The sequence below is a fragment of the Nocardiopsis sp. NPDC049922 genome (assembly GCF_040660275.1).
Classification (GTDB): domain Bacteria; phylum Actinomycetota; class Actinomycetes; order Streptosporangiales; family Streptosporangiaceae; genus Nocardiopsis.
The window spans coordinates 251,776-267,899 of sequence record NZ_JBFAME010000005.1; the positions used below are offsets into that span (position 1 = coordinate 251,776).

General features: G+C 70.7%; 12 protein-coding genes. 1 reads left to right on the forward strand and 11 read right to left on the reverse strand.

The features are described 5' to 3' along the window. Window positions 1–80: 80 nt before the first annotated feature. The 3 genes from gltX to AB0I72_RS12225 form a co-directional block, all read right to left on the reverse strand. Window positions 81–1,529: a glutamate--tRNA ligase gene (gltX, locus tag AB0I72_RS12215; protein WP_358566315.1), complete on the reverse strand. Its 1,449-nt coding sequence runs from the start codon at window positions 1,527–1,529 to the stop codon at window positions 81–83. A 68-nt stretch (window positions 1,530–1,597) separates the two neighbouring features. Continuing rightward, a complete protein-coding gene (locus AB0I72_RS12220; protein WP_358566318.1) occupies window positions 1,598–2,527 on the reverse strand; it encodes a GDSL-type esterase/lipase family protein in 930 nt (309 codons plus the stop codon). A gap of 130 nt (window positions 2,528–2,657) precedes the next feature. Then, the gene (locus tag AB0I72_RS12225) at window positions 2,658–3,458 is read right to left on the reverse strand and encodes a fumarylacetoacetate hydrolase family protein (RefSeq protein WP_358566321.1); all 801 of its coding nucleotides are present in this window, start codon (window positions 3,456–3,458) and stop codon (window positions 2,658–2,660) included. A gap of 258 nt (window positions 3,459–3,716) precedes the next feature. Between AB0I72_RS12225 and AB0I72_RS12230 the strand changes: the two genes are divergently transcribed. Beyond that, window positions 3,717–4,529, forward strand: coding sequence for a DUF3152 domain-containing protein (locus tag AB0I72_RS12230; RefSeq protein ID WP_358566672.1), 813 nt, complete (start codon window positions 3,717–3,719; stop codon window positions 4,527–4,529). A 28-nt stretch (window positions 4,530–4,557) separates the two neighbouring features. Here the strand turns inward: AB0I72_RS12230 and cimA are convergent, their stop codons facing one another. The 8 genes from cimA to AB0I72_RS12270 all read right to left on the reverse strand — a co-directional run bounded on the left by cimA (window position 4,558) and on the right by AB0I72_RS12270 (window position 16,097). Further along, window positions 4,558–6,168, reverse strand: coding sequence for a citramalate synthase (gene cimA / locus AB0I72_RS12235; RefSeq protein ID WP_358566324.1), 1,611 nt, complete (start codon window positions 6,166–6,168; stop codon window positions 4,558–4,560). 379 nt (window positions 6,169–6,547) lie between these two features. Then, window positions 6,548–7,663 carry a branched-chain amino acid aminotransferase gene (locus AB0I72_RS12240; protein ID WP_358566327.1) on the reverse strand — a complete coding sequence of 372 codons (1,116 nt, stop codon included), beginning with the start codon at window positions 7,661–7,663 and terminating at the stop codon, window positions 6,548–6,550. 205 nt (window positions 7,664–7,868) lie between these two features. Then, the gene (locus tag AB0I72_RS12245; protein WP_358566330.1) at window positions 7,869–8,933 is read right to left on the reverse strand and encodes a 3-isopropylmalate dehydrogenase; all 1,065 of its coding nucleotides are present in this window, start codon (window positions 8,931–8,933) and stop codon (window positions 7,869–7,871) included. Window positions 8,934–9,637: 704 nt separating this feature from the next. Continuing rightward, entirely contained in the window at window positions 9,638–11,227 is a 1,590-nt protein-coding gene (gene serA, locus AB0I72_RS12250; RefSeq protein ID WP_358566333.1) for a phosphoglycerate dehydrogenase, read from the reverse strand. Window positions 11,228–11,447: 220 nt separating this feature from the next. Then, a complete protein-coding gene (gene ilvC / locus AB0I72_RS12255) occupies window positions 11,448–12,443 on the reverse strand; it encodes a ketol-acid reductoisomerase (RefSeq protein ID WP_358566336.1) in 996 nt (331 codons plus the stop codon). Between the two features lie 72 nt (window positions 12,444–12,515). Then, the gene (gene ilvN, locus AB0I72_RS12260) at window positions 12,516–13,040 is read right to left on the reverse strand and encodes an acetolactate synthase small subunit (RefSeq protein ID WP_075927147.1); all 525 of its coding nucleotides are present in this window, start codon (window positions 13,038–13,040) and stop codon (window positions 12,516–12,518) included. Between the two features lie 17 nt (window positions 13,041–13,057). Next, window positions 13,058–14,818 (reverse strand): acetolactate synthase large subunit, encoded by a 1,761-nt coding sequence (locus tag AB0I72_RS12265; RefSeq protein ID WP_358566339.1) that lies wholly within the window; start codon window positions 14,816–14,818, stop codon window positions 13,058–13,060. 409 nt (window positions 14,819–15,227) lie between these two features. Beyond that, complete coding sequence (locus AB0I72_RS12270; RefSeq protein ID WP_358566342.1) at window positions 15,228–16,097, reverse strand: hypothetical protein; 870 nt, start codon at window positions 16,095–16,097, stop codon at window positions 15,228–15,230. Window positions 16,098–16,124 lie beyond the last annotated feature (27 nt).

Here is a 16,124-nt window from a genome sequence, read left to right on the forward strand (position 1 = left end):
GTTAACTCTAGCGGACATTCAGAGTGCTCGCGAACCGGAATCGGGGTGACCAGGCTGTGGCTCCGGCCACCCCGTCCGCGTCACTCCGCCGCGGCGTCCTTCTCCTGGGCGCGGAGCCGCTCCAGGGCCGCGCCGATCCGCGCCAGGACGCGGTCGCGGCCGAGCACCTCCAGCGACTCGAACAGCGGCAGGCCGACCGTGCGTCCGGTCACGGCCACGCGCACGGGGGCCTGGGCCTTGCCGAGCTTGAGCCCGAGCGAGGCGCCGGCCTCCTCCGTGGCGGCCTTCAGGGCCTCGGCGGTCCACTCCTGAGCGGGGTCGGCGAAGCGGTCCCGCGCGGCCTCCAGCATCTCCCCGCCCACGCCCGGCTTCATGGCCTTGGTCCAGCTCTTCTCATCCTCCACGGGCTCCGCGAGGAAGAGGAAGTCCACGTTGGGCACGATCTCGCTCAGCACGGCCACACGGCTCTGCGCGAGCGGGGCGACCGCCCGGAACACCGCGGGGTCGAAGTCGGCCGGATCCCAGGGCGCGGCGTCACCGGCCAGCCAGGGCTGGCAGCGGTGGATGAAGTCGTCCAGGTCCAGGGCGCGGACGTACTCGCCGTTGAAGGCGCGCAGCTTCTTCTCGTCGAAGAACGCGCTGGAGCTGTTGACGTCCTCCACCCGGAACAGCGGCCGCATCTCCTCCCACGGCATGATCTCGCGGTCGTCGCCCGGCGCCCAGCCCAGCAGCATGAGGTAGTTGACCATCGCCTCGGCCAGGTAGCCCTCCTCCTGGTAGGACTCCAGGGCGACCTTGTCCCGGCGCTTGGACAGCTTCTTGCGCTGCTCGTTGACGATGACGGGCAGGTGCGCCCACGTCGGCGGGGTCAGGCCCAGCGCCTCCCACAGCAGCTGCTGCTTGGGGGTGTTGGACAGGTGCTCCTCGCCGCGGATGACGTGCGTGATGCCCATCTCGACGTCGTCGACCACGTTGGCCAGGACGAACAGCGGGGAGCCGTCGGCGCGGGCGATCACGAAGTCCTCGATGGCGGCGTGGTCGAACTCCACGCTGCCGCGGATCCGGTCCTCGACGACCGTGGGGCCGCCCTCGGGCACGCGGAACCGCAGCGCCCGGCCCGGGCCGGGCTCCAGCCCGCGGTCGCGGCAGAAGCCGTCGTAGCCGAGGTTGGGGTTGTCCCGGCGCTCCTGCACCCGCTCACGGGTGCAGTCGCAGAAGTAGGCGCGGCCCTGCGCACGGAGCCGCTCGGCGGTCGCACGGTGCTGGTCGGCGTAGGACGACTGGAAGTAGGGCCCCTCGAAGTGCGGGTCGGCGTCGCTGATCCCCAGCCAGGCCAGCGCGCGGATGATGCCGTCGGTCCACTCCGGGCGGTTGCGGGCGGCGTCGGTGTCCTCGACGCGGAGCACCATGCGGCCCTCGGGGTCCTGCTGCGCCAGGGCCCAGTTGAACAGCGCGGAGCGGGCGCCGCCGACGTGGAACATGCCCGTGGGGGACGGGGCGAATCGGGTGCGAATAGGAGTCTCAGTCACGGTCACCAGGGTATCGGGGGCGGGCGGCCGCTCCCGGAACGCCGCTGGTCGGCGTTGGTGGCCGGGGCTCAGGTGGCCGAGGGCAGCGGTCGGGGGTAGGCGGGGCCCATCCCGAACCGCTGTGAGAGGACGTCGGCGAAGGCGGCGGCGATCTTCAGCTCGCCGTCGGCGTTGGGGTGGGTGCCGTCGTAGGCGTCGACGGCCGGGTCCCAGCCGTGGGGTCCGGCGATGTCCACGCTGACCACCGGGGAGGCGTCCGTGGACAGGTCGGCGGCGACCGCGCGGACCACCTCGTTGTAGGCGTACACACGCAGGGCGAACCCCTCGTCCGTCTCGGCGAGGGCGATGGGCAGGGCCTCGGCGATCACGACGCGCAGGTTCGGGTCGCCGCGCCGGGCCGCCTCCACGTAGTCGCGCAGGCGCCGTTCCATCTCCTCGGTCTCCACCGGCCAGAGCAGGTCGTTGACGCCGATCATGACGCACAGCACGTCCGGCTGGTGGACCCTCACCTCCTCCTCGATGGAGCCGGTCGCGTCGAGCAGGGTGCGCCCCCACAGGGCGTTGTGGTCCTGGTCGAAGGAGGGATCCCGGTACTCGACGGTGGCGGGGTCGCCGTCCGCGCCGGGCCACGCGGTCGCCGACGGGTCGGTCGGCTCCCCGGAGGCGCCCGTCGCGTCCTCCTCGGCGGTCGGCACCGGGAACATCATGTCCCGGGTGGCGGGGGCGGAGTAGGGGCCGACGAAGTCCAGGTCCTCGACGTGCGGGGCGAGGTGGTTCCACAGGCGGTAGCGCCAGGTCCAGTCGCCGTCGGCGCCCTGTGTCATGGAGTCGCCCGCGATCATGACGCGGCTGGGTTCGCGCACGGGGACCTCCTGCGCGGGGTCGCGGTCGTCGGATCCGTACCGGGTGAAGGCCCACAGGCCCGCGCCCAGCACGACGAGCAGGACGGCCAGTGCCCCCGCGATCACGAGCGGGGCCGGACGTCGGAGCGTGGCCACGGGGGATCCTTCCGTTTCCCGGGGTCGGCGGTACGGAGAGCGTACCGCCGACCCTCGGACGGGCCCGGCCTCGGGGGCGGGCGGCGTGCCACCGTGACCCGCGCGGAGGGAAGCGGCGGAGGAGGGCGGGTCAGTCCCGCGCGACCACGCGGTTGCGGATGGTGCCGAGCCGCTCGACGGTCACCGCGACCTCCTGGCCGACCCGGACCGGACCCACGCCCGCCGGGGTGCCGGTGAGGACGACGTCACCCGGGAGCAGGGTCATGAACGAGGTGACGTACTCGATGACGGCCGGGATGTCGTGGATGAACCGGGAGGTGTGGCCCTCCTGCCGGACCTCGCCGTCGACCGTGGTGGTCAGGGCCAGGTTCTGGGCCTCCTCGACGGTCAGCCCCGTGGTGATCCAGGGGCCGAGGGGGCAGAAGGAGTCGAAGCCCTTCGCCCGCGTCCACTGCTTGTCCCTCCTCTGGAGGTCGCGGGCGGTGACGTCGTTGGCGACCGTGTAGCCGAAGATGACGTCCTTGGCGCGCTCACGGGGCACCTCGCGGCACGGCCGGGAGATGACGAGGGCCAGTTCGCCCTCGTAGTGGATCTCCTCGGAGACCGCGGGGTGGAAGACGGGGTCCCGAGGACCGGTCACCGCCGTCGAGGGCTTGAGGAAGACCACGGGTTCCTCCGTGGGCTCACCCGTCACCTCGCGCATCTCCTCGACGTGGTCGGCGTAGTTCTTGCCGACGCACACCACCTTGGTGGGCAGGACGGGGGACAGGAGCCGGACGTCGGAGAGCTTGGCGCGCTCGCCGGTCGGCGCGATGTCACCGAGGAGGGGGTGGCCGTTGAGACGGGCGACGAACTCCTCCCCGCTGTCGGTGTCGGTCTCCACCAGGCCGAACCCGACCTCGTCCCCGGACGCGAAACGTGCGATGCGCACCTGATGCCTCCCAGCACCCCCGTCGACTCACTTGCGGTTGAAGGGTAACCGCGCGGACCGCCGCGAGCACACGCCATCGGGCCGCGTGACCGACATCCCCTCCCCCGTCGGGCTTCCGGCGCGACGCCTTGGCACGGATTCCGGGCCGCCTCTGGCATCCTGGAAGGGACGTCCGTTGTCGAGAGGTTGCAGCCAGTGCCCACGTCCGCTTCACGCAGGGGATCCCGCGCCCGGCACCGCCGACGCCGCCGGTACCCGTTGGGGCTCGCGCTCGGCCTGTGCCTCGTCTCCGGGGCCTCCATGGTCCTCATGGTCGCCGTGCCCGAACCGGGCGGCCTCGTCGCGCCGACCGAGACCGGGGCGACCGCGCTCCTGGAGGAGGGGTCGGGCGGGGACGGCACCGAACGCCGCTCCGCACCGGAGGGCCCCGCGAGCGCGACCGCCACCGTCGGTCCGGCGGCGGAGCCCGAGGCCGACGAGGAGGCCGCCGCCGAGGCCGAGGAGGACGTTCCGGTCCTGCTCCGCGCGGTCGAGGAGGAGGTCGACACCGCGGACGGCCGGGTGCGCACCATGGACGGCGAGGGCGAGGTCATGGGCGAGGGCCCGCTGCTGACCTTCGCCGTCGAGGTGGAGAAGGGCCTGCCCGGTGCCGCCGAGGACTTCGCGGCGGCCGTCGAGGAGATCCTCGGCGACCCCCGCAGCTGGGGCAACGACGGCGAGCGGTCGCTCCAGCGGGTGGACGGGGACGACGCCGACATCCGCGTGCTCCTGGCCGCCCCGGACACCGTCGACCGCCTGTGCGCGCCGCTGCGCACCAACGGGTTCGTCTCGTGCGCGAGCGGCAACCGCGCCGTCATCAACCAGAACCGGTGGGTGTCGGGCGTGGAGCACTTCGACGGCGACCTGGAGACCTACCGGATCTACCTGATCAACCACGAGGTGGGGCACACCCTGGGGCACGGCCACGTCTTCTGCCCCGGCGGGGGAGAGCCCGCGCCGGTGATGCAGCAGCAGACGCTGGGCCTCCAGGGGTGCGAGCCCAACGGGTGGGTGTACCCGGAGAACGGTTGACCCGGCGCCGGGCGCGCCGCCGCCGACCTCAGCCCCGCGGGTAGCCCTGCCGCAGGAGGCCGTAGGTGACGGCCTGTTCGAGCGCCACCCAGGACGCGTCGACGACGTTCGGGCCCACGCCCACCGTGGTCCACTCCCCGGCGCCGTCGCTGAAGCTGATGAGGATCCGCGTGATGGCGTTGGTACCGGAGCTGCCCTCCAGGATGCGGACCTTGTAGTCGGTCAGCTCCAACCCGGCCAGCGCCGTGTACACGCCCTCCAGCGCGCTGCGCAGCGCGCGGTCGAGCGCGTTGACGGGGCCGTTGCCCTCGGCCGTGGCGATCACCCGCTCGCCCTTGACCTGGAGCTTGACCGTGGCCTCGGTGAGGCTCTCGTAGCTGTCGTCCAGCGGGCTGGCCCCGCTGGTGGGGCGGCGTTCGGTGATCACCCGCCAGGACTCGGTGTCGAAGTAGCGGACCGGCGTGCCCAGCTCCTCCCGCAGCAGCAGTTCCAGCGAGCCGTCGGCGGCCTCGAAGCTGTACCCGGACAGTTCCAGGCCCTTGACCCGGTCCACGACACGCCCCGACAGCTCGCGGTCACCGCCCAGGTCCAGCCCCAGTTCCTGGGCCTTGAGCTCGATCGACGCGCGCCCGGCCATGTCGGAGACCAGCATGCGCATGCGGTTGCCGACCAGCGCGGGGTCGGTGTGCTGGTACAGGTCCGGGTCGACCTTGATCGCGGAGGCGTGCAGCCCGGCCTTGTGCGCGAACGCCGACACGCCCACGTAGGGCTGGTGGGTGTCCGGGGCGAGGTTGACGATCTCGGCGATCGCGGTCGCCACGCGCGTCATCTCCGGCAGACAGCCCTCGGGCAGGACGTCGCGCCCCTGCTTGAGGGTGAGCGCGCCGACGACGGAGAACAGGTTGGCGTTGCCGACCCGCTCTCCGTAGCCGTTGGCGGTGCACTGCACGTGCGTGGCCCCGGCCTCGACCGCGGCGAGGGTGTTGGCCACGGCGCATCCGGTGTCGTCCTGGGCGTGGACGCCCAGGCGGACCCCGGTGGCCTCGCGCACCTGGGTCACCACGCGGGCGACGTCGGCCGGGAGCATGCCGCCGTTGGTGTCGCACAGCACGACGACGTCGGCCCCGGCCTCGGCGGCCGTGCGCACGACGTCGAGCGCGTGCGCCGGGTCGTGGAGGTAGCCGTCGAAGAAGTGCTCGCAGTCCACGAACACCCGCTGACCGTGCTCGCGCAGGTGGGACACCGTGTCGGCGATCATGGCGAGGTTCTCGGGCAGGGTCGTGCGCAGGGCCCGTTCGACGTGCCGGCCGTCACTCTTGGCGACAAGGGTGACGACCGGTGCGCCGCTGTCGCGCAGGGCGGCCACCTGTGGGTCGTCGGCGGCCCGCACACCGGCCCGGCGGGTCGCGCCGAACGCGGTGAGTCGCGCGTGCTTCAGCGTGAGCTCTCGTGAAGCCCGCTGGAAGAACTCGGTGTCCTTGGGGTTGGCCCCCGGCCACCCGCCCTCGATGAACCCCACCCCGAAGTCGTCGAGCAGCTGCGCGATGGCCAGCTTGTCGGAGACCCGCAGGTTGATCCCCTCGCGCTGGGCGCCGTCGCGCAGCGTGGTGTCGAAGACGTGGAAACCGTCATCCCTCATGGGTGGTACTCCCGAAGGTGGACGCCGGGGCACCGGCCCGACCAACAAAAAAGACCCCTCGTGGACACGAGAGGTCAGCGCGCTGGCAGGGTCCGTGTGGACTGTCCCGGCGTGGATGGGCAGTCGGTCAGCCAGCGCGCCTCACGATAATGAGAACCTGAGACGGCATGGGGCCAGTGTGCCACATGGGGGTCGCGTCCTCCGAGTTCACACACGGATTGTCTCACTGTTCGAGACAGTGATTTCTCTTACCGGACGTTTCACCCCGGAGCCCGCTCCGCTCCGGGGGCGCCCGACCGGCTCGGGACCGGCCCGACACGGCGGCGGGCCGCCCGGCGCTCCGGACGGCCCGCGGTGGGACCACTGGGCGGTGACGCTGCTAGAACCGCGCGACCCACCCGTACTTGTCGGCGCGCTGGCCGGTCTGGATCCCCACGAGTTCCTCGCGCAGGCGCATCGTGACGGGGCCGGGGGTGCCGTCGCCGATGCGGAACTCGCCGTCGTCGCTTCTGACGAAGCCGACGGGGGTGATCACGGCGGCGGTACCGCAGGCGAACACCTCGGTGATCTCGCCGGACTCGGCGGCCTCCCGCCACTCCTCGATCGACAGCGGCGCCTCCTCGGCCTCGTGGCCCAGGTCCGGCGCCATGCGCAGCAGCGACTCGCGGGTGATGCCCGGCAGCAGCGTCCCGGTCAGCGGGGGCGTGCGCAGGCGCGCGTTCTCGCCGGAGCCGAACACGAACCACAGGTTCATGCCGCCCATCTCCTCGACCCAGCGGTGCTCTCGGGCGTCGAGCCAGACCACCTGGTCACAGCCCTTCTCGACCGCCTGGGCCTGGGCGAGGAAGCTGGCCGCGTAGTTGCCCGCGAACTTGGCGGCGCCGGTCCCGCCCGGGGCGGCCCGTGTGTAGTCCTTGGACAGCCAGACGGTCACCGGCTTGATGCCGCCGGAGAAGTAGGAGCCGACCGGTGACGCGATGAGCAGGTAGACGTAGCTGCGGGAGGGGTTGTTGACGCCGAGGCCGACGTCGGTGGCGATCATGAAGGGGCGCAGGTAGAGGCTGAAGTCGGGCTTGCTCGGAACCCAGTCGCCGTCGTGCTCGAGGAGGAGCTCGATCGACCGCAGGAAGAGGTCCTCGGGCAGCTCCGGCATCGCCATGCGGGCCGCGCTCCGGTTGAACCGCGCCGCGTTGGCGTCGGGCCGGAAGGAGGCCAGGGAGCCGTCGGGGTGGCGGTAGGCCTTGAGGCCCTCGAAGATCTCCTGGGCGTAGTGCAGCGCGGCGGTCGCCGGGTCCAGGCTCAGCGGCCCGTACGGCTCCAGCTTCGCGTCGTGCCAGCCCTCGCCCTCGGTGTAACGGATGGTCACCATGTGGTCGGTGAACACCTGGCCGAACCCGGGATTCTCCAGCAGTTCCTCTCGTTCGCGCGGGGTCTTCCGCCGGTCGGAGAGCTGGATGTCGAACGTCAACCCGCTTGTGGTGGTGTCGTTGTTCATGTCGTCGGTGGTCCTCTCGGGTGCATCAGGTCGGCAGCGCCGCCGACCTGGGATCTAGTCTGTCGGAAGAGCGCACCCGGTGCCAGACCGGAAGGTATGCGGACAACGGGCGCGCGCGGATGATCCGGGCGCGCCCGTCGGCGTGTGTCGGTGGTTCCGGCCGACGGCCGCGCCCGCGTGAGGGGGCAGGGCCGACGGCGTCGCGTCAGCCCTGCTCGCCTACTCGCGCGGCGAGGTCGTCGCCGATCTGGGAGGTGGAGCGCTCCTTGCCGCCCTGCGCACGGGTCTTGAGGTCCGCGGCGACCGCGCCCTCGATCCGGCGGGCGGCCTCGGGCACCCCGAGGTGGTCCAGCATGGTGGCGACCGACAGCACCGTGGCGGTGGGGTCGGCCTTGCCCTGACCGGCGATGTCGGGGGCGGAGCCGTGGACCGGCTCGAACATGCTGGGGAAGGTGTTGTCGGGGTTGACGTTGCCGCTGGCGGCGAGCCCGATGCCGCCGGTGACGGCGGCGCCGATGTCGGTGATGATGTCGCCGAACAGGTTGTCGGTGACCACGACGTCGAAGCGCGCGGGCTGGTTGACGAAGAACATGGCGGCCGCGTCGACGTGGCAGTAGTCGACGGCGACCTGCGGGTACTCGGCGCCGACCTCGCGCACGACGCGCTGCCAGAGCTCACCGGCGAAGGTCAGGACGTTGTCCTTGTGGACCAGGGTGAGCTTCTTCCGCGGGCGGGCGGCGGCCTTGGCGAAGGCGTAGCGGACGACGCGCTCGACCCCGAAGCGGGTGTTGACGCTGTCCTGGGTGGCGATCTCGTGCGGGGTGCCCTTGCGCAGCACGCCCCCGGCTCCGGCGTAGGGGCCCTCGGTGCCCTCGCGCACGACGAGCATGTCGATGTCCTCGGGCGACACGCCCGCCAGCGGGCTCTCGACGCCGGGGAAGAGGCGGACGGGGCGCAGGTTGACGTAGTGGTCGAAGTCGAAGCGCAGGCGCAGCAGGAGGCCGCGCTCCAGGACGCCGCTGGGGACGCTGGGGTCGCCGACGGCGCCCAGGAGGATCGCCTCGTGCCCGCGCAGCTCGGCCTCGACGGAGTCGGGCAGCGTCTCGCCGGTCCTGTGCCAGAGCCTGGCGCCCAGCTCGTACTCGGTGGCCTCGATGGCGAGGTCGTGCTGCGGGGCGACGGCCTCCAGGACCTTGAGCCCCTCGCCGACCACCTCGGGACCGATCCCGTCACCCGGGATGACGGCCAGTTTCACCGTGCGCGCTGCCATACGGACTGCCTCTAACTCGAACGGATCCCGCTTGTCTCACATGGCGAGATCAGATGAACAGTGAATGAGACAAGCCTAGCGGTCCAGCGGACCTCCGCCGTCCCTGCGGTCCAGAGCGCCCTGGAGCGCGCGGTGGACCTCGTCCTCGGTGTCGGGCGTGGACGGGTACTCGACCATGTCGTACATGTGATCCTCCGGGTGCGACGCGTGACGGCCGTCGGAGACGGCGCTGTCGGCTGTGGATGCGTGCGGCGGAGCCACGCGGAGCGGGGCGCGGCGGCCGTGCGGTCCCGGGCGCCGGAGCGCCTCGGGCGTGGGCGGCGATGGCCACGGAAGAAGGAGCGGTTCGCCCCGGCGGGATCGACTGCCGGATGTCGCCGTCGCGGGCCCGGTTCGGGCGGGCGGGGCGATGGGCGGCGGCGCCGGACGGTGGGTCCGAGCCGCTGACTCCTAGGACGACAGAATATCGGATGTCCAAGTATTTGACCAGGGCATCTCACCATGCGAGATACTAGCGTGTCGCCGCAGGTCAGAGGGGTTCCACGTCATGGCGCGAATACGGCGCAGGGCCGCGCCACGGTCGTGGCACGGCCCTGCGGTGATCGGGGGACGGAGAGACAGCCCACTCCATGACCTTCCCGTCCGGCAAACACCGGACGCGGAAAGGATCACGCCTGTGGACAGCCCTCCCCGAGAGGGGTCCCTCAGTCCTCCAGGTCGACCTGACGGGTGATGTCCGCCTGGATCTCGGCGGAGATCGAGGCCAGGACCTCGTCCGGCACCGCGGAGTCCACGGTCAGCGCGATGAGCGCCTTGCCGCCCTCCTGGTCCCGGATGACCTGCATGCCCGCGATGTTGACCCGGGCGTCGCCCAGCAGCGCGCCGACCTTGCCCACGATGCCCGGGCGGTCCTCGTAGGAGAGGAACACCATGTGCTCGCTGAGGCTGATCTCCATGCCGTAGTTGTTGATCTCCACCAGCTTCTCGACCTGGCGGGGACCGGTCAGGGTGCCCGACACCGACACCCGCTGGCCGTCGGCGAGCACACCGCGCACGGTGATGAGGTTGCGCCAGTCGCTGTTGTCGTCGCTGGTCACGAGGTTGACCTCGACGCCGCGCTCCTTGGCCAGCAGCGGAGCGTTGACGAAGGTCACCGTGTCCTCGACCACGTCGGCGAACACGCCCTTGAGCGCGGCGAGTTCCAGCACCTTGACGTCGTGGGCGGCGATCTCCCCGCGCACCTCCACGTCGATCCGGCTGGCGATCGTCCCCGCCAGGGAGGTGAACACCCGGCCCAGCTTCTCCGTGAGCGGCAGGCCCGGCTTGATCTCCTCGGCCACGCCCGTGCCCTGCACGTTCACCGCGTCGGGCACGAACTCGCCGGACAGCGCCAGCTTCACCGAGCGCGCCACCTGCGTGCCCGCCTTCTCCTGGGCCTCGGCGGTGCTGGCGCCCAGGTGGGGGGCCACCACGACGTTCTCGAACTCGAACAGCGGGCTGTCCGTGCACGGCTCCTTGGCGAAGACGTCGATACCGGCGCCGGCCACGCGGCCGTCCTTGAGCGCCCGGTACAGCGCGTCCTCGTCGAGGATCCCGCCGCGCGCGGCGTTGACGATCCGCACGTTCGGCTTGACCTTGCTCAGCGCCTCGTCGCTGATCAGGCCCAGCGTGTCCTTGTTCTTGGGCAGGTGGATGGTGATGAAGTCGCTGCGCTCCAGCAGGTCGTCCAGCGTGGTCATCTCCACGCCGATCTGCGCGGCCCGCACCGGCTGCACGAACGGGTCGTAGGCGATGACCTTCGTGCCGAACGCCGACAGCCGCTGGGCGACCAGGGCGCCGATCCGGCCCAGGCCGACGATGCCGACGACCTTCTCGTACAGCTCCACACCCGTGTACTTCGAGCGCTTCCACTCACCGTTGACGAGCGCGTTGTGCGCCGGGGCGGTGTTGCGCGCGCTGGCCAGCAGCAGGTTGATCGCCTGCTCGGCGGCGCTGATGATGTTGGAGGTCGGGGCGTTGACCACCAGGACGCCCGCCTTGGTGGCCGCGTCCACGTCCACGTTGTCCAGTCCGACACCGGCGCGGGCCACCACCTGGAGGCGGTTGGCCGCGGCCAGGGCCTCGGCGTCGATCTTGGTCGCGCTGCGCACGATGACGGCGTCGACGTCGGCGATGGCCGGGAGCAGCTGGGAGCGGTCGGCCCCGTCGACGCGGCGGACCTCGAAGTCCTCCTCGAGCAGCGCGATTCCGGCGGGCGAGAGTTCTTCCGCTACGAGTACGGCGGGTTTGGGCACAACGATTCCTTTTCGGGTGGTGCTACCCGAACGGGTGGAGGGAGCAGCCCGCATCGGGTGTGACGGCCGATCAAAAGTCTACTGCCGGAGTAGGGAAGCCCGCTGGTCGGTCGCTGGATCGGGGATCGAGCGCACACGTCCCCCTCCCCGCCACCCGCCGGGCCCCACCCCGTATACGCCTCCGGGGCGGGTGGGCACCCGCCCCGGAGGCGTCGGATCGTCAGGCCTTGAGCCAGCTCATGAGCGGGCGCAGCTGGGCGCCCACCTTCTCGATCGGCTCGTTCTGCTCGGCCTCCCGACGCTTGGTGAAGGTCGGCTGACCGGCGTCGAACTCGTCCATGAGCTCCTTGGCGTAGCTGCCGTCCTGGATCTCGCGCAGGATCTTGCGCATCTCCTCGCGGGTCTGCTCGGTGACGACGCGCGGGCCGCGGGTGTAGCCGCCGTACTCCGCGTTGTCCGACACCGACCAGTTCATCTTGGAGATGCCGCCCTCGTACATGAGGTCGACGATCAGCTTGAGCTCGTGCAGGCACTCGAAGTAGGCGATCTCCGGCTGGTAGCCCGCCTCGACCAGGGTGGCGAAACCGGCCTTGACCAGCTCCTCGGCGCCACCGCACAGGACGGCCTGCTCACCGAACAGGTCGGTCTCGGTCTCCTCGGTGAACGTCGTCCTGATGACGCCCGCCTTGGTGCCGCCGATGCCCTTGGCCCAGGACAGCGCCAGGTCCCAGGCCTGCCCGCTGGCGTCCTTCTCGACCGCGACCAGGCAGGGCACGCCGCGCCCGGCCTCGTACTGGCGGCGGACCAGGTGGCCCGGGCCCTTGGGGGCGACCATGGCCACGTCGACGCCCTCGGGCGGGGTGATGAGGCCGTAGCGAATGCTGAAGCCGTGGCCGAAGAAGAGCGCGTTGCCCGCCTCGAGGTTGGGCGCGATCTCGTTGGCGTACAGGTCCCGGTGGATGTGGTCGGGCACCAGGATCATGATGACGTCGGCCTCACGGGCGGCCTCGGCGGGGGTGAGGACGCGCAGCCCCTCCTCCTCGGCCTTGGCGCGGCTCTTGGAGCCCTCGGCCAGGCCGATCCGCACGTCGACGCCCGAGTCCCGCAGCGACAGCGCGTGCGCGTGCCCCTGGCTGCCGTAGCCGATCACGGCGACCTTCTTGCTCTGGATGAGCGCCAGGTCCGCGGCGTCGTCGTAGTACATCTGTGCTGCCACTTGGGGTTTCTCCTTGATTCTTACGTTCGTGTCTCGGGCCCGGCGCCGGCGTCCGGATGCCCGCGCGGACTCTCAGGCGCTGCGGTCGACCGCGCGCAGGGAGCGGTCGGTGATCGACCGGGGCCCGCGGCCCAGGGCGACCAGACCGGACTTGACGAGCTCCCTGATACCGAACGGTTCCAGGTTCTTGACCAGGGCATCGAGCTTCTCGGGATCACCGGTGGCCTCGATGACGACGACGTCCGGGCTGACGTCCACGACGTGCGCGCGGAACAGCTCGGCCGTCTGAAGCACGTGGGTGCGGCTGGACGCGTCGGCCTTGACCTTGACGAGCAGGAGCTCGCGCTGGACCGACGCGGTGGTGTCCATCTCCACGATCTTGACGACGTTCACCAGCTTGTTGAGCTGCTTGGTCACCTGCTCCAAGGGGTGGAGGTCGCAGTTGACCACGATCGTCATCCGGGACAGGCCCGCGTACTCAGTGGTGCTGACACTGAGCGAGTCGATGTTGAACCCGCGGCGGGAGAAGAGGGAGGAGGCACGTGCGAGGATACCCGGGGTGTCCTCCACCAGAACGGAAAGCGTGTGGCGGCTCATGGTGGTTCGGGCCTCTCCTAGTCCTCGTGTTCCCAGTTCGGCGCCATGTCGCGCGCGTACTGGATGTTGTCGTTGCTGACACCGGGGCCGACCATCGGCCAGACCATGGCGTCGTGGTTCACGGTGAAGTCCACGACGACCGGGACGTCGTCGATCGACATGGCCTTCTCGATGGTGGCGTCGATGTCCTCGGGGCGCTCGCAACGCAGGCCGACACAACCGTACGCCTCCGAGAGGCGGACGAAGTCGGGAATCCGCACCTTCTCGTCCTTGGGGGCGGTCTGGAGGTTGGTGTTGGAGTAGCGCCCCTCGTAGAACAGGGTCTGCCACTGGCGGACCATGCCCAGGTTGCCGTTGTTGACGACCGCGACCTTGATCGGGATGCCCTCGATCGCGCAGGTGGCGAGCTCCTGGTTGGTCATCTGGAAGCAGCCGTCGCCGTCGACCGACCACACCACGCGGTCCGGGTCGCCGACCTTGGCGCCGAGCGCGGCCGGGACCGAGAAGCCCATGGTGCCGAGGCCGCCGGAGTTCATGAAGGCCCCGGGGCGCTCGTAGTCGATGAACTGGGCGGCCCACATCTGGTGCTGGCCGACGCCGGCGACGTAGCTGGCCTCGGGTCCGGCGATCTTGCCCAGGCGCTGGATGACGGCCTGCGGGGACAGGCTCCCGTCGGTGGGCTCGTCGAAGCCCTTCGGGTAGGTCGTGCGCAGCCGGTTGAGCTGGCTCCACCAGCCGGCGTAGTCGCCCTGGCGGCCCTTCTCCTGTTCGGCCCGGACCGCGACCACCAGGTCGGCCAGCACCTCGCGGCAGTCGCCGACGATCGGCACGTCCGCGTGGCGGTTCTTGGAGATCTCCGCCGGGTCGATGTCGGCGTGGACGACCTTGGCGTCCGGGGCGAAGCTGTCCAGTCGGCCGGTGACGCGGTCGTCGAAGCGGGCGCCGAGCGCGACGATCAGGTCCGCCTTCTGGAGCGCGCCGACCGCCGCCACGTCGCCGTGCATGCCGGGCATGCCCACGCACAGCGGGTGGCTGTCGGGGAAGACGCCGCGGGCCATGAGGGTGGTGACCACGGGGACGCCGGTCAGCTCGGCCAGGACCCGCAGTTCGGCCGAGGCCCCGGCGCGCAGGACGCCGCCGCCCACGTACAGGACCGGGCGCCTGGCCTCGCTGATCATCCGGGCGGCCTCGCGGACCTGCTTGCCGTGCGGCTTGGTGACCGGGCGGTAGCCGGGCAGGTCCAGCCGCTCGGGCCAGACGAAGTCCGCCGAGGCCTGGAGGGCGTCCTTGGAGATGTCCACCAGGACGGGGCCGGGACGGCCGGTGGAGGCGATGTGGAAGGCCTCGGCGACCGTGCGCGGGATGTCGCGGACGTCCTTGACGAGGAAGTTGTGCTTGGTGATCGGCATCGTGATGCCGCAGATGTCGGCTTCCTGGAACGCGTCCGTGCCGATCATCGGGGAGGCCACCTGGCCGGTGATCGCGACCATGGGAACCGAGTCCATGTGCGCGTCGGCGAGGGGTGTGACGAGGTTGGTCGCTCCGGGGCCGCTGGTCGCCATGCACACCCCGGGACGACCCGTGGCGTAGGCGTAGCCCTCGGCCGCGTGGCCCGCTCCCTGCTCGTGGCGCATCAGGATGTGGCGCACCTTGGCCGAGTCGTAGAGGGGGTCGTAGGCGGGGAGGATGGCGCCACCGGGAATCCCGAAGACAGTGTCAACGCCGGCGTGCTCCAGCGACCTGATCAGCGATTGGGCGCCGGTCATCTGCTCGGTCATCTCAAGATCCTTCAGCGAGGGTCCAGAGCGGCACTGCGGCTCTGGCGTGGTGGGTCTGACTCAAGGTCTGGTCGGGCAATAAAAAAACCCCCACCGCCGGTGCGGTTGAGGGGTGGCGCGCAGCAGAACCAGGTCAGCTGGCTGCGGCGCGCCGACCAAGTACGAGAATCAGGGAGTTGCTCTGCACGATCACAACAGTGACCGAAGGAGTGGCCGCGCGTCAACAAGAACGACGTTTTGTCTCACTTTTTGAGACGCGAATGTCAGCATCCGACCGCCTACGCTGACACCCTGCGGCGTTGAGCAGGGCAAATCCGACGAAGCGCCCGCCGCCGTGTAACACAGAACACGCCGGAGGCCTTCCGCGTGTCCACACAGCGGAACACCTCCGGCGCCACGGCGGCGGGGGTCAGTCGAACAGCTCCTCGGCCCGGTCCACGGTCCCCGAGCGGCGTACCCAGAGCCTGAGCTCGTTCGTGTCGGTGGTCGAGGTGATCCGGTCCCGAACCTCGTCGGCGACCTCGATCCCCCGGCCGTCCAGGACCCCGAGGATCGCGTCGGCCATGCCCTTGGCCTCGCCCTCACGGAAGGGACGGCCGATCAACTCGGTCTTGAACTCGTAGTCGCGCAGCTTCACGATCTCCTCCAGAGATCCCCGGGCCGCGGCGGACAGCGCCGCGAGCACATAGTCAGAGTACAGCGAGGACGTCGACGCATCGAGGCTCTTCAGTGCCACGTACAGGGCCTCGAGAGCGGCGCGGTCCTCGGTCGGGTTGTTGGCCAGGGCCAGGACCGTCAGCACGGGGTGGTCGGCGGCCACCCCCTTGTCGGTGACGGGCTTGAGCATGTCGAGAGCGAACACCGTGGGCTGGATCTCGCCGCAGCCCAGATCGATGGGCTCGTCATAACTCTGCGCCAGGGCCGAGGTCGGCGTCAGCACCAGCAGGGCGACCGGGCACTTCAGGCGCAGACGGGTGTAGGCGACGTAGGCGGGCCAGGTGTAGAGCTTGCGAGGGTCCCACCCGCGCTGCGGCTCGGTGACGATCGCCAGCACGTGCACCGGCTCGTCGCCCTCGCCGGGGAGGGGCGGACGTTCGCACACCACGACGTTGTCCGAGTTGATGTAGGGAAACGCCGTGCTCGTGGCCTCGGCGGCGTCGCAACGCACCCGGGTGTACTCGGGCAACGGCCTCCCGGTGGCCTCCTGGAGCAGCTCCGCCGCGAAACCGGGGTCGTTCCGCAGCAGGTCGAGGGGAAACTCGTGTTGGAATGAGGGCATGGTGGCAACGTAGCCAGTGCGTCGGCA